We start from the raw sequence: 19967 nt of genomic DNA, 5'->3' as shown, positions 1-19967 counted from the left end.
CTGGGAGTCTACCGGCTTCCTCCTCACGCCGCTGCGCGGCCGAGATCCAGCGACGGCTGCGATGGCCGCTTTGTCGACGGGAAGCTGAGCGCCACCGCGGCCGCCGCTATTCCGATCGCAAAAGAGCCGACATAAAGCCAGTTATAGGCGTGGAAGGTGTCGAACACCCATCCGCCGGCCAACGGCCCCAGCGCCATGCCAAGGCTCGCAAAGGCGGAGACGGCGCCGAACACTGTGCCCATGATCCGCGCGCCGAAATATTCGCGCACCAGAACCGCGTAGAGCGGCATCACGCCGCCATAGGCGAGGCCGAACACCACCGACAGCGCATAGAATTCGCCGAGCTGGCCGACGGCGAGATAGCTCGCGACCGACAAGGCCTGCACGAACAGGCCGCCGACCAATACGTGCTTGGCGCCGATGCGATCGGCCAGCGCGCCGAGCAGCAGACGTCCGCCAAGACCGGAGAACCCGGCAAGACTATAGACGGTGACGGCGGTTAGCGGCGCGATGCCGCAGACCATGGCGTAGCTCACCATGTGGAAGATCGGCCCGGAATGTGCCGCGCAGCAGGCGAAATGCGCGAGCGCGAGCGTGATGAATTGCGGGGTTTTGAATGCCTGGGCGGCCGTCCACGGCACGTCGGGCGCGCCGTCCACGCCTGCTGTTGCAGACGCCGCGGCCTGCGGCGCCGGGCGCACCAGCAGCGAAGCCGGAATCAGCAGCGCCAGTGCCACGATGCCGATCACCAGCATCGCCGTGCGCCAGTCGTAGGTGGTGATCAGCCAGCTCGCGAACGGCGCAACCGTCAGCGGCGCCACGCCCATGCCGGCCGACACCAGCGCAACCGCGAGGCTGCGGTGATCCTCGATCCAGGCGCTCGCGGCTGCCATCATCGGCGCGTAGAAACTGCCGGCGGCAATCCCGATCAGGACGCCGAACGCCAACTGAAATTGCCAGAGCGTGGTGGCCTGGCTCGCCGCGATCAAGCCGGCTCCCAGCAACAGCGTGCCTGATAGCACGACGGTGCGGGTACCAAACCGGTCGGACAAGGCGCCCCAGAAGAACGCCGCCACCCCCATGCAAAGGAAATCGATCGTCGCCGCCGCCGAGACGCCGCTGCGCGACCAGCCCATGGCTTCCGAAATCGGCTGCAGGAACACCGCCAGCGACAGCATCGACCCGAACGCGACGCATGTCATCAGCGCGCCCACAGCGACGACGACCCAGCCGTAGGAAAATCCGGAGGACTTGCTCATGCGTTTCCTTCGCTCTTTTTGTAGTTATGATCTGAGCAGGAGGATGGTGGCTTATCGAGCCTCGCGGAGCAAGGCGGGGGCGGGAATACCTCTCATTCTCCGGCGCGCGGACTGCAACTTTCTGCTAAGCTGCCCGTATTTCGCGTCGTAATCCTCCGGGAGTACACGCCATGGCGCAACAGGGCTTTCTGCTCATTGCCGATATTACCGGCTACACCATGTTCCTCACGCGCTCGGAGCTTGAGCACGCGCAGGGTATTCTCGATGCGCTGTTCAAGAGCATTTTTGCCGAGATCAAGCCGCCGGTCATGCTATCCAACCTGCAGGGCGACGCGGCACTGACCTATCTGCCCGACGCCAATCTGCCGCAGCGCCAATTTCCGCTCGATGCGATCGAGCGCATCTATTGCAGTTTTGCCAATACGCTCGGCGCCATGCGCCTGAATACGACGTGCACCTGCAACGCGTGCCGCAACATGAACCTGCTCGACCTGAAGTTCTTCCTGCATCATGGCACGTATGCAACGCAGGAGATGGCTGGACGCACCGAATTGCAGGGAGCGGAGGTGATCCGGCTGCACCGGCTGATGAAGAATTCAGTGACGGCGGCGACCGGTATCAAGGCCTACGCGCTGGTGACGGAGCAGGCGGCAGACGCAATCGGCCTGCCGGATTTCTTCGCAGGCTCGATCCGTCACGTCGAGAACCTTGGCGAGTTCGGCGAGACGGTTTGTTACGTTTACAATCTGGCCCCAATCTTTGAGCTATGGCGCGCGACGCGCCGCGTTGTGGTGCAGCACGACGAGCCCTTGGCTTTCGAATCGATGGAATGCGACCTGCCGGTGCCGCCGGCGATTGCGTGGGCCTATGTCACCGACATCGAGAAGAAGATCCGCTGGCAACACGGCATCGACGGCATGACGATGACCGGACTTGCCCAAGGGCGGATCGGGCTGGGAGCGACGCAGCATTGCGCCCATGGTAAGGATTCGACGGTGCACGATATCGTCGACTGGCGGCCGTTCGACTATGTGACCTGGCATATCCGGCTCCCGATGGGCGCCATCGTGAGGCAGATGGCGGAACTCACGCCGCTGGAAAACGGTGGCACGCATCTGTCGCTACGCTGCGCGAAGCCCGAAGGGCCCAACCCGGTGGCGACCGCGCTGGTGCGGACGATCACCCGGCTCGCCATGGCCAAGAAGCTGGTCAGCGATCAGCGCGCCTCGAAGGTCGCGCTGGAGCGATTGGTAGATGAGGAGACCGCAGCGTTCACTTAGCGCCCGCCCGTTCAATCCGCCTCAGCTATCCACCTTCAGCGCCGCGATGAAGGCTTCCTGCGGGATGTCGACCTTGCCGAACTGCCGCATCTTCTTCTTGCCGTCCTTCTGCTTCTCCAGAAGCTTGCGTTTGCGCGTGATGTCGGATTGCGCTGGCTTCGATGGGTTTGGCAAGCACGCCACCGATCACACACGCTGCGATGATGGCGTCGTGCCGCTGATTTGCCCGACGTGTCAAATGGTTTCGCAAGATGCGCAGCACGCCGGCAGTCGTCGGCTACTTTGCATGGGGTTGTTTTCGATATTTTTGTTGTCCGGTCACGGAAGCCTCAGACCGGACCTGCTCTCATGCTCCGGCGGTTGAGCATTCGCCTCAGCTGTCCACCTTCAACGCCGCAATGAACGCTTCCTGCGGAATGTCGACCTTGCCGAACTGCCGCATCTTCTTCTTGCCTTCCTTCTGCTTCTCCAGAAGTTTTCGTTTGCGGGTGATGTCGCCGCCGTAGCATTTGGCGGTGACGTCCTTGCGCAGCGCGCGGACGGTTTCGCGGGCGATCACCTTGCCGCCGATCGCGGCCTGGATCGGGATCTGGAACATGTGCGGCGGGATCAGTTCCTTCATCTTCTCGACCATGGCGCGGCCGCGGCCTTCCGCGCGGGTCCGGTGCACCAGCATCGACAGCGCATCCACCGGTTCGTTGTTGACGAGGATCTGCATCTTGACGAGATCGGCCACCTTGTAGTCGGTCAGATGATAGTCGAACGAGGCGTAGCCCTTGGAGACCGATTTCAGGCGATCGTAGAAATCGAACACGACTTCGTTGAGTGGCAAATCGTATTTCACCATCGCGCGGGAGCCGACATAGGTCAGTTCCTTCTGCGCGCCGCGGCGGTCCTGGCACAGCTTTAATACGCTGCCGAGATATTCGTCCGGCGTGAGGATCGTGGCCTCGATCCAGGGCTCCTCGATGTCGGCGATCTTGACCACGTCAGGCATGTCGACGGGATTGTGGATCTCGATTTCCTGGCCGTCGGTCAGGTGCATCTTGTAGATCACGCTCGGCGCCGTCGCGATCAGGTTGAGGTCGAATTCGCGCGACAGCCGTTCCTGGATGATTTCCAGATGCAATAGCCCGAGGAAGCCGCAGCGGAAGCCGAAACCCAGTGCCGCCGAGGTCTCCATCTCGTAGGAGAAGCTGGCGTCGTTGAGCCGCAGCTTGCCCATCGCCGCGCGCAGCGTCTCGAAATCGTTGGCGTCGACCGGAAACAGGCCGCAGAACACCACCGGGATCGCTGGCTTGAAGCCCGGCAGCATCTCGGTGACCGGCTTCTTGTCGTCGGTAATGGTGTCGCCCACTCTCGTGTCGGCCACTTCCTTGATCGCCGCGGTGATGAATCCGATCTCGCCGGGACCAAGCTCGTCGACCTGCTCCATCTTCGGCGTGAAGAAGCCGACGCGCTCGACGTCATAGGCCGCGTTGGTGCCCATCATGCGGATGCGGCTGCCCTTCTTCATCGTGCCATCGACCACGCGAATGAGCACGACCACGCCGAGATAGACGTCGTACCAGCTATCGACCAGCAGCGCCTTCAGCGTCGCCTCGCGGTCGCCCTTCGGCGGCGGCAGGCGGGTGACGATCGCTTCCAGCACATCGGGCACACCGAGGCCGGTCTTGGCCGAGATCATCACGGCATCCGACGCATCGATGCCGATCACGTCCTCGATCTGCTGCCTTATCTTCTCGGGCTCGGCCGCGGGCAGGTCGACCTTGTTGAGGACCGGCACGATCTCGTGATTGTTGTCGAGCGCCTGATAGACGTTGGCGAGCGTCTGCGCTTCGACGCCCTGGCTGGCGTCGACCACCAGCAGCGAGCCCTCGCAGGCCGCCAGCGACCGCGAGACTTCGTAGGCGAAGTCGACATGGCCGGGCGTGTCCATCAGGTTGAAGATGTAATCCTTGCCGTCCTTGGCGCGGTAGTTCAGCCGCACCGTCTGCGCCTTGATGGTGATACCGCGCTCGCGCTCGATATCCATGGAATCGAGCACCTGTTCCTTGCCCGCCATTTCGCGATCGGTCAGGCCCCCGGTCATCTGGATCAGGCGGTCGGCCAGCGTCGATTTGCCATGGTCGATATGGGCGACGATGGAGAAGTTGCGGATGTTGGAAATGGGGACGGTTGTCATGGGGCGCGGGATAGCATTCACATCCCCGTGCGGCAACCATATTGCTGTATTCTAAGGGGGATTCTTCACGCCAAGCTGATTCCACTCAAGCCCAAAACGCGCTACGCACGGGGCCATGTCGAGTACCTCTGTTTCGTCAGCAGCTGCGCGCCCAAAACGCATTCCCTCCCTCCGGCGGCTGGCGGCGTGGCTGGCCTCGCTCGCCAGCGATCCCAAAACCGGCCTGTGGCTGGTCACCGGCTTTGCGGCGGTTCACGCCGTGCTGTGGACGCTGATTCTGGTCAATCTGAAGGCCGGGCAGGACGTTCATATGGACGTCGCGGAAGCCTACGCCTGGGGGCAGAAGTTCCTGCTTGGCTATGGCAAGCACCCGCCGCTGTCGGGATGGGTCGCCGGCGTCTGGTTCATGCTGTTCCCGGTCACCGACTGGGCGACCTATGCGCTGGCGATGGCGACGCTCGGCTGTGGCCTCCTGATCTGCTGGCTGTTGGCGCTGCGCGTAGTTGATCGCCGCCGCGCGTTCTTCGTCGTGGTGATGCTGGCGCTCTATCCGATCTTCAACTTCAAGGGTTTCAAGTACAATCCGGACCTGCTGCAGCTCGTCACGCTGCCGCTCATGGTGCTGGCCTATCTGGACGCGTTCGAGAAGCGCAGCATCAAGTCCGGCGTGTGGCTCGGGCTCGCCGGTGCGCTGGCGCTGATGACCAAATACTGGGTGCTGACCATGATCGGCGCCGTCGGCCTTGCCGCGCTGATCCATCCCGCGCGTCTGCAATTCCTGCGCTCGCCGGCGCCGTGGGTCGCGATTGCCACGCTAGTGGTGGTGATGCTGCCGCACTTGATGTGGCTGAAGCAGGTGAATTTCGTCCCGCTCACCTATGCCGGCGATACGTATTCGCTCACCGACCGCGCGATGATCGACGATCTCGCGCTCGGCTATGTCTTGCATAATCTGGCGCTGCTGGCGTTGCCGGTGCTGCTCGGCGCGATCGCGCTTGGCTGGCGGCCGCTGCGTTTGACGCCGTTTCCGGCCCTGGCGCGCGGCACCAATTCCGGCGTGAACCTGTCGCAGGCGTTCAATGTCTGGATCGTCCAGGCGGTGGTGGCGATCGGGCCGCCGCTCGGCGCCCTGCTGTTCCACATCTACATCAAGACCGACTGGGGCATCTCGCTGTTCTTCCTGATGCCGCTCGCGCTGATCGCGATCCCCGCGGTGCGGGTCCGGAAAATCGCGCTGTTGAACCTGACGGCGACCTGGCTGGTGATTTCGCTCGTTGTGCTGGCGGTCTCGCCAAGGATCGTCGCCTATGAAATGAATGTAAAGCGCACCGCAGGCGCGACCTACCGGGCGCGTTCCGAACTCGCCCGCGAACTGACGGAAGCCTGGCACACGCGGTTTTATTCGCGCTGGCCGGTGGTCGCGGCCTATACCGATACCGGCCAGCCCGTCACCTTCTACAGCCCCGATCATCCGGCGCCACTGACGCCGGACGAGCCGTGGTCGTCGGGCCTGACCTCGCTCGACGAAGCGAAACGATCGGGCTTCATCGGCATCTGCGAGGTCGGCGACTGGAAGCTGGAAAAATGCGAGGCGTGGATGAAAGCCCATGCCGCCAATGCCGAGCGCATGGTGATGACCACGCGGCGGTACTTTCTGGGGATGCCCGGCCCCGCGACGGCCTGGAATATCTTCATCGTGCCGCCGGCCAAATAGAAGCGGCCATAAGAAAATCAAAAGAGGGTAACGCATGGATCTCGACCTGACGGACAAGACGGCGCTCGTCACCGGCTCGACGCGCGGCATCGGGCTCGCGACCGCAAGCGGGCTTGCGCAAATGGGTGCGGAAGTGATCGTCAACGGGCGCGACAAGGCGGCGGTCGGCGAGGCCGTGGCAAAAGTCCAAGGGGCCGCGCCGTTAGCCAAGGTGCATGCCGCTGTGTTCGATCTCGGCAATGCGGCAGGCTGTGCCGCGCTGGTGAAGCAATTCCCTGACGTCGACATCCTCGTCAACAATCTGGGCATCTATGAGCCGAAGGGCTTCTTCGACATCGAGGATTCCGATTGGACCAAAATGTTCGAAGTCAACGTGATGAGCGGGGTTCGGCTGACGCGGCATTATTTGAAGCGGATGCTGGATAACAAGGACTGGGGCCGCGTCGTGTTCGTCTCCAGCGAATCCGGCGTCTTCATCCCGAAGGAGATGGTGCATTACGGTTTCTCGAAGTCGGCGCAGCTCGTCATCGCGCGCGGCGCGGCCGAGACCACCAAGGGCACCAACGTCACAGTCAATTCGGTGATGCCCGGCCCCACTTGGGTCGAGATGGCGCCGGTCCGTCTGGCCGCACGCGCCGAGGCCGCCGGAACCACCGTCGACGATCTCGTCCAGCGCACCTTCACCGAACGCCGCCCGGCGTCGCTGCTGCAGCGCTACGCCAAGCCGGAAGAGATCGCCAACCTGATCTGCTACGTCTGCTCCAAAGCCTCCAGCGCCACCAACGGCGCCGCGCTCCGCGTCGACGGCGGGATTGTCACGAATCCGTTCTAGCGCGGGTTTTCTTCTCCCTCGCCCCGCTCTTGCGGGGAGAGGTTAGGGAGAAGCCATCACGCTCCCGAACTCACACGCCTTCTTCGTTGAACTTGTCGGCGACCAGCGCGGCGATCGCATCGACCGCGGCCTGTGCTTCGGGGCCGATCGCGGAGACAGTAACCGAGGTTCCCGGTCCTGCCGCCAGCATCATCAGACCCATGATCGAGGTGCCGCCGACGGTCTCGCTGCCGCGCGTCACCCAGACCTCGGCGTTGAACTTTTCGACCATCTGCACGAACTTGGCCGAGGCCCGCGCGTGCAGGCCCCGCTTGTTGATGATTTGAAGTTCCCGCGAAATAGCGCCCGCAGGCACGGTCGGCCCGAGTTCCTTTTCGGGCGCGGCCTCGTCGCTCATTTGCCGGCGAGTACGCGGCTGGCGATGGTGACGTATTTGCGGCCGGCTTCCTGGGCCATGGCGATGGCATCGGGAAGCGAGCGCTCTTCACGCACCTTGGCAAGCTTGACCAGCATGGGAAGATTGATGCCTGCGAGCACCTCCACCTTGGGACGGCTCATGCAGGATATTGCGAGGTTTGAAGGTGTGCCGCCGAACATGTCGGTGAGGATAGCGACACCATCGCCACTGTCGACGCGATTCACCGCTTCGATGATATCGCTTCGACACAAATCGGAGTCGTCCTCGGCTCCAATCGTGATGGCTTCAATTTGTTTTTGCGGACCCATGACATGTTCGAGCGCCGCCTTGAACTCGTCGGCAAGGCGCCCATGGGTCACAAGCACTAGACCAATCATCGGAAACTCCTCGCGGGTGCTTTTTGGTGCACCGCACGAACGCGCCACTTTGACCATCCAGAGGCCCCGCGCAAGAGGGCATCTTGGCTATTGTTCCAGTACTTGGCGGTAAACAGTGAGGCCTGTGCCGGTTTAATCGGTGGCGATATTGGGGCTTATATGGTTACCAATTCCCTTCGAACAATTATCCGAAGGTTGGATGGAACCAAAACCGTCGGTTGTTGTCAGCGCGCCAGCTACCAGTGGGAGGGGGTCATAACCCGTTCCAACGGGGATTCGCGGTAACAAAACACCATTTAGGTCGATAGAGAGTGCTTCTGGCGGCGGCAGCCGCTCTGCATCGCCGGCCGCCAGATCGACCACAAGCCCAACGATGGCCTCAATGACGACGTCGCAGCGACGGATTCCGAGGCCCCGAATCTCGATCAGGCCGGCCAGTTCCCGCGCCGGCCGGACCCACAATTGTCCGTCCACTGTGTCGAGATGGACACGGTCATCGCCGACCAAAACGGCCGGTGGAAGCTGCCCGGCGCGTCCGGCGAGAATCAGATCGAAGGCCAGCCGGGACTTGCCGGCGCCTGACGGGCCCCGGATCAGCACGGCGCGATCGCCCACCAGCACGGCGGAGGCGTGCACGCTCGCGCCCTGCGTCATCATGGCGCTGGCAGCCGAACCACGAAGCGCGCGCCGACCACCGTCGGCCTGCCGTCGGCATCAGCCGGGCCGTGGCGATTTTCCGCCCAGACCCGCCCGTTATGCGCTTCGATGATCTGCTTGGAGATCGACAGGCCCAGGCCCGAGTTCTGGCCAAAGCCCTGATGCGGCCGGTCGGTGTAGAAGCGCTCGAAGATGCGCTCCAGCGCATCCTCGCCGATGCCTGGCCCGTCGTCATCGACGACGATTTCGATTTCCGAGCGCACGCGGCGGCAAGTGACGCGCACCTTGCCGCCGGGGTTGGAGAAGGATTGCGCGTTGGACAGCAGGTTGGAGATCACCTGCCCAAGCCGCGAATCATGGCCCGGCACCGAGAACGTGTCGGTTGCGCCGCGGCCTTCGAAGCGCGCCTCGACTGCGACGTCATGACCCAGCCGGGTCTCGTTGGCGACCGAGGCCAGCGTCGTCAGCAGCCGCCGCACATTGACCGGCGCCATGTCCTGGCGTTGCAATTCGGCATCGAGGCGGCTGGCGTCGGAAATATCCGAGATCAGCCGGTCGAGCCGCTTGACGTCGTGCTCGATCACCTCGAGCAGGCGCGCGCGGCTGGTGTCGTTGCGCGCCAGCGGCAGCGTTTCCACCGCCGATCGCAGCGAGGTCAGCGGGTTCTTCAATTCATGGGCGACGTCGGCGGCGAACATCTCGATCGCCTCGATGCGGCTATACAGCGCATTCGTCATGTCGCGCAGCGCGCCCGAGAGATGGCCGATCTCGTCGCGGCGGCGGGTGAAATCGGGAATCTCGACGCGAGTCTGGATGCGCCGGCGGACGCGCTCGGCGCCGTCGGCCAGCCGCCGCACCGGACCCGCGATCGTGCTCGCCAGCAAGAGCGACAGCACGATCATGACGGCGGAGGCGACGCCGCCGACCTTGAGGATCGCCAGCCGCTCGGCGGTCACCATCTGGTCGATGTCGTCGCCCTGCGTCGAGAGCATCAAGGCGCCATGCACGGCGCGGAAGCGCTGCACCGGGACCGCGACCGAGACGATCACCTCGCCACGGTCGTTGACCCGCACCATGCTGCTCTTGACGCCGTCGAGCGCCTGCACGATTTCCTGGTAACCCTTGCCGTTTTCCGGACCCAACTCGCGATACAGCGGCAGGTCGCCGCGATTGAGCCAGGTGCGGATCGAGATCGTGGCGCGCTCGACAAAGCCCGGCTTCTCCGTCGAAGGCGGCGGCAATTCGAAACGCAACACGTCGCCCTTGCCGTAGAGACTGCGGCTGTCGAGGATCATGCCGCCGTCGCCGCCATAGATGCGCGCACGGGTCTTGGTCGGCGAGATCAGCCGCCGCAGCACCGGCGCGACGCGCTCCGGATTGATCGGAAAATCGAGCCCCGAGGATTCGTCCGGCGCGCCGTAGCTTTCGCCGGGCTTGAGGTCGAGCAGGCGGTCCGGATCGATAGTGATGGTGTTGGTTTCGACGGTGGCGGAGGCGGCAATCGCGCCGGCGATGATTTCGGCCTGCACCAGAAGGCTCTGCGCCCGCGCGTCGATCAGGCCGGCGCGGAACTGCGAGAGATAGAGAATGCTCGCCACCAGGGCGACGAGGCCCGCCAGATTGAGCGAAACGATGCGGCGCGTGAGGCTGGAGAACGACAGCGCGAAGAAGAATTGCCCGGCCCGGCGCAACCAGCCGAGCGGCCGCCGCCAGCCCTTTTCGCCCGGGCTATCGTCGGCAACGCTACGCTGCTCGAGGAGCTCGGAAGCATCCTCGTGGTTCAGGCTGGAATCGGGCTGCGTTCGATCTAGCAATGGTCGAGCTGCCGGTTGTGATGCGCCGCTTTTGTAATTCTACGCTTCTACGCCGAACGGGCGGATGTGTCAGTCGGCACTTCCGCCCGGAAAACGCAGATCAGGCTTCCTTGAAGCGATAGCCGACGCCGTACAGCGTCTCGATCATCTCGAAATCGTCGTCGACCACCTTGAACTTCTTGCGCAGCCGCTTGATGTGGCTGTCGATGGTGCGGTCGTCGACATAGACCTGATCGTCATAGGCCGCGTCCATCAGCGCGTTGCGGCTTTTCACCACGCCCGGCCGTGTCGCCAGCGCCTGCAGGATCAGGAATTCGGTCACCGTCAGCGTCACCGGCTCGTTCTTCCAGGTGCAGGTGTGACGCTCCGGATCCATCCGCAGCAGGCCGCGGTCCAGCGCGCGCGCATCCGGCTCCTTCGGCACGGCGGTTGGATCCTTGGGCTGGCCGCGGCGGAGCACGGCCTTGACGCGCTCGACCAGCAGGCGCTGCGAGAACGGCTTGCGGATGAAATCGTCGGCGCCCATCTTGAGGCCGAACAATTCGTCGATCTCTTCATCCTTGGAGGTCAGGAAGATCACCGGCAGATCGGACTTCTGCCGCAGCCGGCGTAGCGTTTCCATGCCGTCCATGCGCGGCATCTTGATGTCGAGGATCGCGAGGTCCGGCGGCGAAGTGCGGAAGCCGTCGAGCGCCGAGGCACCATCCGTGTAGGTCATGATGCGATAGCCTTCGGCTTCGAGCGCGATCGACACGGAAGTGAGAATGTTGCGGTCATCATCGACCAGGGCGATTGTGGGCATGAGCCTGCTTTCGAATAAGAGAGTGGCTTAAACGGCGGGCAATCCAGCCAGACGCCGCATAAATGGGCTTCGTGTACACGGTCAACGAGCAATGCAAGCTGGGCTGAAGTGTGACCGAGTTCCGCAAAACGTTCCCGCGGGGATACGCCGTCCCCCATATAGCACCCTGTCGGGCCGAGAAAAGGCCCTTTTTGCAATAAGATGGCCGGAAAAGAACCATGCAGCCCACCGCAGATTTTGATGCTTCTAAACTCGCCCGTTCGCTGCTGCGGCGCAGCCGGCAGGGCGCGCTCGCCACCCTTATGCCTGAAAGCGGCGATCCCTACTGTTCGTTGGTTAACGTTGCCAGCCATGCCGATGCCTCGCCGATCCTGCTGATTTCGCGGCTGGCGCTGCATACGAAGAACATCCTCGGCGACGGCAGGGTCTCGCTGATGCTGGACGAGCGCGCCGCCGGCGATCCCCTGGAGGGCGCGCGGATCATGCTGGCGGGCCGGGCCGAGGAGGCCAGTGGCGAGGCTGCAAAAATCCTGCGCCGGCGCTACCTCAACGCCCATCCATCCGCGGAAGCTTTTGTGGATTTCAAGGATTTCTCGTTCTTTCGGATCGCCCCGTCAGGCCTGCATCTGGTCGCCGGTTTTGGCCGCATCATCGACCTCAAGCCCGAGCAATTTCTGACCGGGATCGGCGATGCCGAAGAACTGCTGGAAGCCGAGCAGGGCGCGGTGGAGCATATGAACGAGGATCACCGCGAGGCGATGAACCTCTATGCGACCAGGCTGCTGGGGGCCGAATCCGCCGATTGGCGCTGCACCGGCTGCGACCCCGACGGCATGGACATGCAGGCCGGCAGCGCGACGCTGCGGCTGGATTTTCCGGAACGGGTCACCGGCGCCATGGCATTGCGCAAGATGCTGGTGCGGCTGGCGGGCGAGGCACGGGGCAAGGACTAACAAGGGTTAACGCTTGCCGTCATCGATCGCGGATTTGAACGGGCGCGGACCTTTGCGCGACCTAAGGCAAGCCCGCGCAAAGGTGACCAGCGAAAGCCCGCATGAGATCCCGCAATCGATTGATATTTTCAGTGTGTCTCGCGCTGTTGTCGGGCACCTGCCTCTCCGCGCCGTCTTTGGCGCAAAAAGGCGATGTCGCCGCGCTCAGCGCCAAAATCAACGAGCTTGGCCGTGCCGGCAAATACACCGAAGCCGTCGCGCTGGCGCAGGCACAGGTGGAAAGCCTCGAAAAAAGATTCGGTCCCGCGCACCGCGACGTCGGCGCTGCGCTGAACAATCTGGCGCAGGCCTACGGCGATCAGGGCAGGGATAGCGAAGCGGAGCCGCTGTTCAAGCGATCCATCGCGATTCTGGAGAAGACAGTGGGACCCGACTCGCCGGAGGTCGCGGCCGCGTTGAACAATCTGGCCGCGCTGTATCAGCGGCAGCAACGCTTTGCCGACGCCGAGCCGCTGTTCAAACGCGCGCTGGCGGTCCGCGAAAAAGCCCTGGGAAGCGGTCATCCGGACCTCGGGCAATCCCTGAACAATCTGGCGACGCATTACGAGAAGCTCGGCCGCCATGGCGATTCCGAGCCGTTGTTCAAACGCGCGCTGGCGATCTACGAAAAGGCCGCCGGCCCGGAGCATCCCGCGGTGGCGACGCTCTTGAATAATCTCGGCCAGGTCGGGAAGGTTCAGGGTCGCTATGCCGAGGCCGAGCCGCTGATCAGGCGGTCGCTGGTGATCCGCGAAAAGGTGCTGGGCCGCGAGCATCCCGATGTGGCGCGCTCGCTGAACAATCTGGCGGACCTCTATGAACGGCAGGGCCGCTACGCCGAGGCGCTGCCGCTTTACCAGCGGGCGGCGACGATCCGCGAAGAGGCGCTGGGTGCGAACCATCCGGACAGCGGGATCTCGCTGAACAATCTGGCCTCGCTGCTCCAGACGCTGGGCCGGACCACGGACGCCTTGCCGTTGACCGAAAAGACGCTTGCCAATGGCCGCGCGCAATTGCGGGTAGCGCTTCCGGTGTTGCTGGCCGCGCAACAGCAACAACTGCTGCCGGCGGGGCAGGCGCTGGACGATGCGCTGAATGCGGTTCAGCGCGGCACCCAATCATCCGCCGCATCGGCCGTAAACAAGCTTGCGGTCCGGCTGGCGGCCGGCACCGACCGGCTCGCCCAACTGGTGCGGCGGGATCAGGATCTCGCTGATGAGGCCGAGAAACTGGACAAGGCCATCGTGGCAGCCGTCTCGAAAGACCGTGCCAGGCGCGATGTTGCCGCCGAGCAGCGGAGCAGGGACCGGCTGGCGGCGATTTCCATCGAGCGCGCGAATTTGCAGAAAACCTTCGCCGGTGAATTTCCCGATTACGCCGCGCTTTCGAATCCGCTGCCGCTGAAGGCCGCGGAGATGCAGGCGTTGTTGTCCGACAACGAAGCAATGGTGCAGTTCGCAGTTACCGAGAAGGCAAGCTATGTTTTCGCGATGACGCGCGAGCGTGTCGAGTGGCGTTCGATCCCGCTCGGCGCGGATGCCTTGTCGCAGAAGATTGCCGCGTTCCGCCGCGGGCTGGACATCGGCAAGGCGAGCGATGCATCCGGCAAGTCCGGGCTGTTCGACCTCGCACTCGCCCATGAACTGTATGGAACGCTGCTGGCGCCGGTCGATGCGCTGATCAAGGACAAGCCCTCGCTTCTGGTCGTGGCGTCGGGCGCGCTGACGGCGCTGCCGTTCCATCTGCTGGTGACCGAAAAGCCGGCGGCCGCGATCCCGGATAAATTCGACGGCTATCGCGATGCGGCCTGGCTGCTGAAGCGCCAGGCGGTATCGGTATTGCCGTCGGCCGCGAGCCTGAAAGCGCTGCGGGTGTTTGCAGCGCGAAGTGAGCAAAGCACCAAGCCGATGACGGGTTTTGGCGATCCCATTTTCAATCCCGCGGTGAAGCCTGGCGACGGCAACCGTCCCACCAGGACCGCCGCGCGCAGCCTTGCGACCGGCGCCTACACGGATTTCTGGCAGGGCGCCGGCGTCGATCGCGCGCGGCTTTCGGACGCGCTCGCGCAATTGCCCGACACCGCCGACGAACTCAACGCGATAGCCAAAAACCTCGGCGTCGCGGCGGCCGATATTCACCTCGGCGAGGACGCCAGCGAAACTACGCTCAAGCGCACGCCGCTCGCCGATTACGGCATCGTCTATTTCGCCACCCATGGTCTTGTCGCCGGCGATGTGAAAGGGCTTGCCGAACCGTCGCTGGTGCTGAGCATTCCAAAACAGCCGTCGGAGTTCGATGATGGCCTGCTCACCGCGAGCGAAGTCGCGCAGTTGAAGCTCAATGCCGATTGGGTGGTGCTGTCCGCCTGCAATACGATCGCCGGCGACAAGCCCGGCGCCGAAGCGCTCTCGGGGCTCGCGCGATCGTTCTTCTACGCCGGTGCGCGGGCGCTGCTGGTGTCGCATTGGGCGGTCAACTCGGAGGCCGCCACGCGACTCTCGATTTCGACCTTCGACCGGCTGAAGGGCGATCCGAAGATCGGCCGCGCCGAAGCGCTGCGGCAGGCCATGCTGGCCTATCTCAACGACGCGTCCTCGCCGCGCAATGCCTATCCGGCGTTCTGGGCGCCGTTTGCGCTGATCGGCGAGGGCGCTGCGCACTGAAATGTTCTAATTGTGCGACGCAGCAATATTCGGCCGGCGATCCGGCGCCTGATGGTCGCGCAACCATGATAGGCAAACGGCTAAAAGCAGTGCAGCAAGCGATTGATGCAAATCAACGTTCCGCGCTGAATAAACCAAATCGCGTGGATCGGCTTGGCAAGCACGGCGTTCATCAATATAGGTCGCCGCACCGAAGCCGGAAGGCTATATTCAGGTTCACCGCGACAGAGCGCGTCAAGCGACATGCGCGCGATTCGAGTAACGCGGGTTCGAGGAGGATTTCTTCGTGCAAGAGACTGGTCTACGCAACGGTGCCTTCGGCGCCGACAAATTCGGCTTAAAAAATCTCAAGTCGGTGCACTGGAATCTCGGTGCGCCGCAGCTCTATCAATATTCGCTCTCCGCGGGTGAAGCCGTACTGTCGGCGGATGGCGCATTGTGTGCGGACACCGGTGAGTTCACCGGCCGCAGCCCGAAGGACAAGTTCACGGTTCGCGATGCGACCACCGACAAGAACATGTGGTGGGCCGGCAACCAGTCGATATCAGCGGACCAGTTCTCCGCGCTCTATGCCGACTTCCTCAAGCATGCCGAAGGCATGACGCTGTTCGCGCAGGATCTCTATGGCGGCGCCGATCCGAGCTTCCAGATCAAGACGCGCGTTTTCACCGAACTCGCCTGGCACTCGCTGTTCATCCGCACGCTGCTGATCCGTCCCGAGGCTTCGGCGATCAGGGATTTCGTGCCCGAGCTCACCATCATCGACCTGCCGAGCTTCCGCGCCGATCCTAAACGCCATGGCGTGCGCTCGGAGAACGTCGTCGCGATTGATTTCGCCCGCAAGATCGTCCTGATCGGCGGGTCTTATTATGCCGGCGAGATGAAGAAGTCGGTGTTCACCACGCTGAACTATTATCTGCCCGCCAAGGGCGTGCTGCCGATGCACTGCTCGGCCAATGTCGGGCCCAAGGGCGACACGGCGGTCTTCTTCGGCCTGTCCGGCACCGGCAAGACCACGCTGTCGGCCGATCCGAACCGGACCCTGATCGGCGACGATGAGCATGGCTGGGGCAATGACGGCGTCTTCAATTTCGAGGGCGGCTGCTACGCCAAGTGCATCAAGCTGTCGAAGGAAGCCGAGCCGCAGATCTTCGCCGCCAGCAGCCGCTTCGGCGCCGTGCTGGAAAACGTGGTGCTCGGCGAAGACAACCGCGTGCCTGACTTCGACGATGGATCGAAGACCGAGAACACGCGTTCGGCCTATCCGCTCGACTTCATCCCGAACGCCTCGCGCACCGGCCGCGCCGGCCAGCCGAAGAACGTCGTGATGCTGGCCGCCGACGCATTCGGCGTGCTGCCGCCGATTGCAAAGCTCTCGCCGGCGCAGGCGATGTATCACTTCCTGTCCGGCTACACCGCCAAGGTCGCCGGCACCGAGCGCGGTCTCGGCAACGAGCCGCAGCCGGAATTCTCCACCTGCTTCGGTTCGCCGTTCCTGCCGCTCGATCCTTCGGTCTATGGCAACATGCTGCGCGAGCTGATCGCCAAGCACAATGTCGATTGCTGGCTGGTCAACACCGGCTGGACCGGCGGCAAATACGGCACCGGCAGCCGGATGCCGATCAAGGTCACGCGCGCACTACTCACCGCGGCGCTCGACGGCAGCCTGCGCAACGTCGAATTCCGCACCGACAAGTACTTTGGCTTCGCGGTGCCGACGGCGCTGCCGGGCGTGCCGAGCGAGATCCTCAATCCCGTCAACACCTGGAAGGACAAGGCCGAGTTCGACAAGACCGCCCGTAGCCTGGTCGGCATGTTCCAGAAGAACTTTGCCAAGTTCGAAGCCCAGGTCGACGCCGAAGTCCGCGCCGCTGCGCCGGACCTCAAGCTCGCGGCGGAGTAACCGCCTCGGACAGGGGACAGACCATTCGAGAACGAGGAGGGCGGCCGCGGGGCCGCCCTTTTCGTTTTGCGCTGCTTCGTTTTACGCCGCGCTGTGCGTCTTCGCCTCGATGGATGCAAACATCGTGGCGCGCAGCTCCAGCAGCGCCCGCCGCAAGTGCGTCTTGACGGTGTTGGCGGGAACGCCGAGCCGGATCGACAGGTCGTGGCGGCTGCGGTCCCTGAGATAGGCCAGCATGATCAGGCGGCGCTTGTCTTCGGGCAGGGCCGCAAACGCCGCCAGCGCCTTCGGTCGTAGCCGCGCGAGATGCATCTCGTCGACCGGATCGGGATCGTTCGAGGGCAGCGCCGACATCGAGTCGTCGCTGGCGAACGCCTCGATCTGGCGCTTTCGTAACGCATCGATGGCGCCGTGCCTGACGATCGTGGCCATCCAGGTCATCGGCGAAGCGATCGCCGGATCGTAGCTGGCAGCGTGGCGCCAGACCTTCAGATAGCTCTCCTGCAGCACATCCTCGGCCAGCGCCCGGTCTCTCAGGATGCGCAGCGCGACGCCGAGCAGCTTGGCGTGGGTCAGGCCATAGAGCCTTGCGAAGGCGGATTTGTTGCCGTGCGCGACTTCCGCGAGCAGTTGCAGAAGGATCGTTCTGCCGTCCTGTTGTCCGGTCGTGCCCTGCGGCGTCGCGTTCACCATGGTTTCCTCAAGCTCGATTGTCGTCGGACCCGTCCACCCGGACATCCCGCGTTGGATGGGCCGTATGCCGCCAATACGGATTCCCGGCGCAAAAAGTTTCGGCGGTGGCGCATCGGCGATGATTTCTTGGTGGCCGGCGGATCGACCTCGTTTGAAACCCGGGCCCGTTGAACCGTAACTTCCCGAGCCCTATAGTCCGCGAGGAACTGCCACCCTTGATTGTGTATCCGGCCTATCCCGCTCAGAATGCGACAGTTTCCCGAGGACGATTTGGGGCAGGTGCTCAGGTCTGTCGCCGAAGGCGACCGGGCGGCCTTCCGTCGGCTGTACGAGCAGGCGGGACCGACCCTGTTCGGGATTTGCAGCCGCATCCTGCGGGACCGCAACGCCGCCGAGGACGCCTTTCAGGAGGCGATGCTGCGGGTCTGGCAAAAGTCCTATCTGTACGACCCCGCCAAAGGCGAGGCGATGAACTGGATGGTAACGGTCGTGCGCCGTGTCGCGCTCGACCGGCTGCCGGCGCGCCGGACCGGGCCGGTGTCGCTGACCGACGAGAGCGTCGCGGCCCTGGTCGAGGCGCTCTCAAATCAGGCGCCGCGCGATCCTGGCCTGGCGCCGGACCTGCGAAGGTGCCTCGGCCTTCTGGAACAAAATTACCGGCAAACCGTCCTTTTGGCCTATTATTACGGGCTGAGCTACGAGGAGCTGGCCGAGCATTCGGCTGTGCCGGTTGGAACGATCAAGACCTGGATTCACCGTGCTGTTGAGAAGTTGCAGCTATGTCTAAGCCAGTGAAGCCCGGGGCCGGCGAGGCGGCGGAGTATGTCCTCGGGCTGCTCGGCCAGGAGGACAGCCGCGCCTTTGCCCAGCGACTGAAATCGGACGAGGCGCTGCGGGCCAAGGTCGAGTACTGGGAGGGCATGTTTTCCGATCTGCCGGCGGAACAGGCCGAACCGCCGCCAACGGGCATGTTCGAAAAGATTCTCGACCGGATCGAGGGCGAAGGCGCCGACTTGCCGGGCACCGTGACCAAGCGTGCGGGGACGGCGAACTGGTTCGAAATCAGCCCCGGCATCAAGGGGCGCCTGCTGCATGTCGACCGCGCGCAGAACCGGCAATATCTGTTGATCCGGATGGCGCCCGGCGCATCCTATCATCCGCATTCGCACGATGCGGACGAGCAGTCGCTGGTGCTCGAGGGCGATCTCTCGTTCGGCGATCTCAACCTGAAGGCCGGCGACTTCCACGTTGCGACGCCGTCATCCTCGCATCCGACGGGGCGCACCGTGAATGGCTGTCTCGTGCACGTCGCGATGAGCCTCGATCAGCACTAAGTGCCGTTGCCCGGCAACACCGCGTTGCTCGGCGTTCGGCGATCGGTGATCTGCAGTCCGAACAGGCTGCCGATCAGTTCGACGGCGACACGCGCCGTGCGGCCGCGTTCGTCGAGGAACGGGTTGAGCTCGACGATATCGACCGAGCGCACCAGATCCGAATCGTGCAGCAGCTCCATGATCAGATGCGCCTCGCGATAGGTCGCGCCGCCCGGCACCGTGGTGCCGACGCCGGGCGCGACCGCGGGATCGAGAAAGTCGACGTCGAAGCTTAGATGCAGCACGCCATTTTTGGCGCGCACGCGATCGATGACTTTGCGGATCAGCACGCCGACGCCGAACTCGTCGATCGCGCGCATGTCGGCGATCGCGATGCGGCGCTCGAACACCAGCTGCTTCTCCAGCGGGTCTATCGAGCGGATGCCGAACAGGTCGAGCTGGTCGGGGCCGATCGAGGCGCGCGGATGGTCACCGAGCAGGCCGTCGAGGCCGCCCTCGCCGCACAGAAAGGCCGCCGACATGCCGTGCATGTTGCCGGTCTCCGTCGTCTGCGGCGTGTTGTAGTCGGCATGCGCATCGAGCCACAGCACGAACAGCGGCCGGCCCTGCTCCTGCCAGTAGCGCGCAACGCCGTTCACCGATCCCATCGAGAGCGAATGATCGCCGCCCATGAAGATCGGAACGGCGCCGGAACTCGCCAGCGAGTAGGAACGCTTGCTGAGCTCGCGGATCCAGCCCTTGATGGTGTCGTAGTATTTGGCATTCGCCGGCGGCGGGCCCTCGTCGGGAGCAACGCCGGGTTTGGCCATGTTGCCGTGGTCCTCGACGGCAAAGCCGAGCTGACCGAGGATGCGGCCGATGCCCGCGGTGCGCAGCGCGTCCGGCCCCATCAAGGTTCCGAGTTGCGAAGCCCCGATCTCGATGGGGACGCCGAGCAGGGCGATCTTTGGTCGGCTGGCGCGTTCGGACATGAGGCGAGGCCTCCGAAGAACTGTAGGGTGGGCAAAGCGTAGCGTGCCCACCGATAAAGATCACCAGCCGGAT

General features: G+C 63.8%; 17 protein-coding genes and 1 pseudogene. 8 read left to right on the top strand and 10 right to left on the bottom strand.

Annotated elements, in window-relative coordinates:
- Window positions 1-23: 23 nt before the first annotated feature.
- Window positions 24-1259: an MFS transporter gene (locus C7G61_RS01815; RefSeq protein WP_108512346.1), complete on the bottom strand. Its 1236-nt coding sequence runs from the start codon at window positions 1257-1259 to the stop codon at window positions 24-26.
- Between the two features lie 170 nt (window positions 1260-1429).
- Here C7G61_RS01815 and C7G61_RS01810 point away from each other — a divergent pair, with 170 nt between their 5' ends.
- A complete protein-coding gene (locus C7G61_RS01810; protein WP_108512345.1) occupies window positions 1430-2539 on the top strand; it encodes a DUF2652 domain-containing protein in 1110 nt (369 codons plus the stop codon).
- A 21-nt stretch (window positions 2540-2560) separates the two neighbouring features.
- Here C7G61_RS01810 and C7G61_RS01805 read toward each other — a convergent pair.
- Both C7G61_RS01805 and lepA read right to left on the bottom strand, forming a co-directional pair.
- Window positions 2561-2683 (bottom strand): annotated as a pseudogene (locus C7G61_RS01805) (hypothetical protein); the annotation flags it as partial.
- Between the two features lie 229 nt (window positions 2684-2912).
- Entirely contained in the window at window positions 2913-4724 is a 1812-nt protein-coding gene (gene lepA / locus C7G61_RS01800) for a translation elongation factor 4 (protein WP_108512343.1), read from the bottom strand.
- A 115-nt stretch (window positions 4725-4839) separates the two neighbouring features.
- Between lepA and C7G61_RS01795 the strand changes: the two genes are divergently transcribed.
- Together C7G61_RS01795 and C7G61_RS01790 are read left to right on the top strand one after the other, a co-directional pair.
- Window positions 4840-6438 carry a glycosyltransferase family 39 protein gene (locus tag C7G61_RS01795; RefSeq protein WP_108512342.1) on the top strand — a complete coding sequence of 533 codons (1599 nt, stop codon included), beginning with the start codon at window positions 4840-4842 and terminating at the stop codon, window positions 6436-6438.
- 34 nt (window positions 6439-6472) lie between these two features.
- Complete coding sequence (locus tag C7G61_RS01790; protein WP_108512341.1) at window positions 6473-7270, top strand: SDR family NAD(P)-dependent oxidoreductase; 798 nt, start codon at window positions 6473-6475, stop codon at window positions 7268-7270.
- Window positions 7271-7340: 70 nt separating this feature from the next.
- Here the strand turns inward: C7G61_RS01790 and C7G61_RS01785 are convergent, their stop codons facing one another.
- From C7G61_RS01785 to C7G61_RS01765, 5 genes are all read right to left on the bottom strand, one after another.
- Window positions 7341-7667: an HPr family phosphocarrier protein gene (locus C7G61_RS01785; protein ID WP_108512340.1), complete on the bottom strand. Its 327-nt coding sequence runs from the start codon at window positions 7665-7667 to the stop codon at window positions 7341-7343.
- On the bottom strand, window positions 7664-8065 hold the full coding sequence (locus tag C7G61_RS01780) for a PTS sugar transporter subunit IIA (RefSeq protein ID WP_024339151.1): 402 nt from the start codon (window positions 8063-8065) through the stop codon (window positions 7664-7666). Before C7G61_RS01780 ends, C7G61_RS01785 begins: the two co-directional genes overlap by 4 nt.
- Before the next feature lie 132 nt (window positions 8066-8197).
- A complete protein-coding gene (locus C7G61_RS01775; protein WP_190241620.1) occupies window positions 8198-8722 on the bottom strand; it encodes an HPr kinase/phosphorylase in 525 nt (174 codons plus the stop codon).
- Complete coding sequence (locus C7G61_RS01770; RefSeq protein WP_190241619.1) at window positions 8719-10536, bottom strand: sensor histidine kinase; 1818 nt, start codon at window positions 10534-10536, stop codon at window positions 8719-8721. Before C7G61_RS01770 ends, C7G61_RS01775 begins: the two co-directional genes overlap by 4 nt.
- 100 nt (window positions 10537-10636) lie before the next feature.
- Entirely contained in the window at window positions 10637-11338 is a 702-nt protein-coding gene (locus tag C7G61_RS01765; protein WP_027541437.1) for a response regulator transcription factor, read from the bottom strand.
- A gap of 218 nt (window positions 11339-11556) precedes the next feature.
- Between C7G61_RS01765 and C7G61_RS01760 the strand changes: the two genes are divergently transcribed.
- The 3 genes from C7G61_RS01760 to C7G61_RS01750 all read left to right on the top strand — a co-directional run bounded on the left by C7G61_RS01760 (window position 11557) and on the right by C7G61_RS01750 (window position 16896).
- A complete protein-coding gene (locus C7G61_RS01760; protein WP_108512339.1) occupies window positions 11557-12291 on the top strand; it encodes a HugZ family pyridoxamine 5'-phosphate oxidase in 735 nt (244 codons plus the stop codon).
- A 101-nt stretch (window positions 12292-12392) separates the two neighbouring features.
- Window positions 12393-14993: a CHAT domain-containing tetratricopeptide repeat protein gene (locus C7G61_RS01755; RefSeq protein WP_108512338.1), complete on the top strand. Its 2601-nt coding sequence runs from the start codon at window positions 12393-12395 to the stop codon at window positions 14991-14993.
- Between the two features lie 286 nt (window positions 14994-15279).
- Window positions 15280-16896: a phosphoenolpyruvate carboxykinase gene (locus C7G61_RS01750; protein WP_108512337.1), complete on the top strand. Its 1617-nt coding sequence runs from the start codon at window positions 15280-15282 to the stop codon at window positions 16894-16896.
- A gap of 81 nt (window positions 16897-16977) precedes the next feature.
- On the opposite strand, the gene C7G61_RS01745 is transcribed toward C7G61_RS01750, so the two are convergent.
- Window positions 16978-17586, bottom strand: coding sequence for an RNA polymerase sigma factor (locus tag C7G61_RS01745; protein WP_190241618.1), 609 nt, complete (start codon window positions 17584-17586; stop codon window positions 16978-16980).
- A gap of 282 nt (window positions 17587-17868) precedes the next feature.
- Between C7G61_RS01745 and C7G61_RS01740 the strand changes: the two genes are divergently transcribed.
- Both C7G61_RS01740 and C7G61_RS01735 read left to right on the top strand, forming a co-directional pair.
- The gene (locus C7G61_RS01740) at window positions 17869-18384 is read left to right on the top strand and encodes a sigma-70 family RNA polymerase sigma factor (protein ID WP_244608121.1); all 516 of its coding nucleotides are present in this window, start codon (window positions 17869-17871) and stop codon (window positions 18382-18384) included.
- Window positions 18369-18923 carry a cupin domain-containing protein gene (locus tag C7G61_RS01735; RefSeq protein WP_108512334.1) on the top strand — a complete coding sequence of 185 codons (555 nt, stop codon included), beginning with the start codon at window positions 18369-18371 and terminating at the stop codon, window positions 18921-18923. Before C7G61_RS01740 ends, C7G61_RS01735 begins: the two co-directional genes overlap by 16 nt.
- Here C7G61_RS01735 and rocF read toward each other — a convergent pair.
- Entirely contained in the window at window positions 18920-19894 is a 975-nt protein-coding gene (gene rocF, locus C7G61_RS01730) for an arginase (RefSeq protein WP_108512333.1), read from the bottom strand. The genes C7G61_RS01735 and rocF overlap by 4 nt on opposite strands.
- Window positions 19895-19967 lie beyond the last annotated feature (73 nt).

Origin of the sequence: Bradyrhizobium algeriense (assembly GCF_003062295.1) — a bacterium.
Classification (GTDB): Bacteria; Pseudomonadota; Alphaproteobacteria; order Rhizobiales; family Xanthobacteraceae; genus Bradyrhizobium; species Bradyrhizobium algeriense.
Note: the sequence above shows the minus strand (reverse complement) of the source record. Positions and strands in the feature narration are given on the sequence as shown.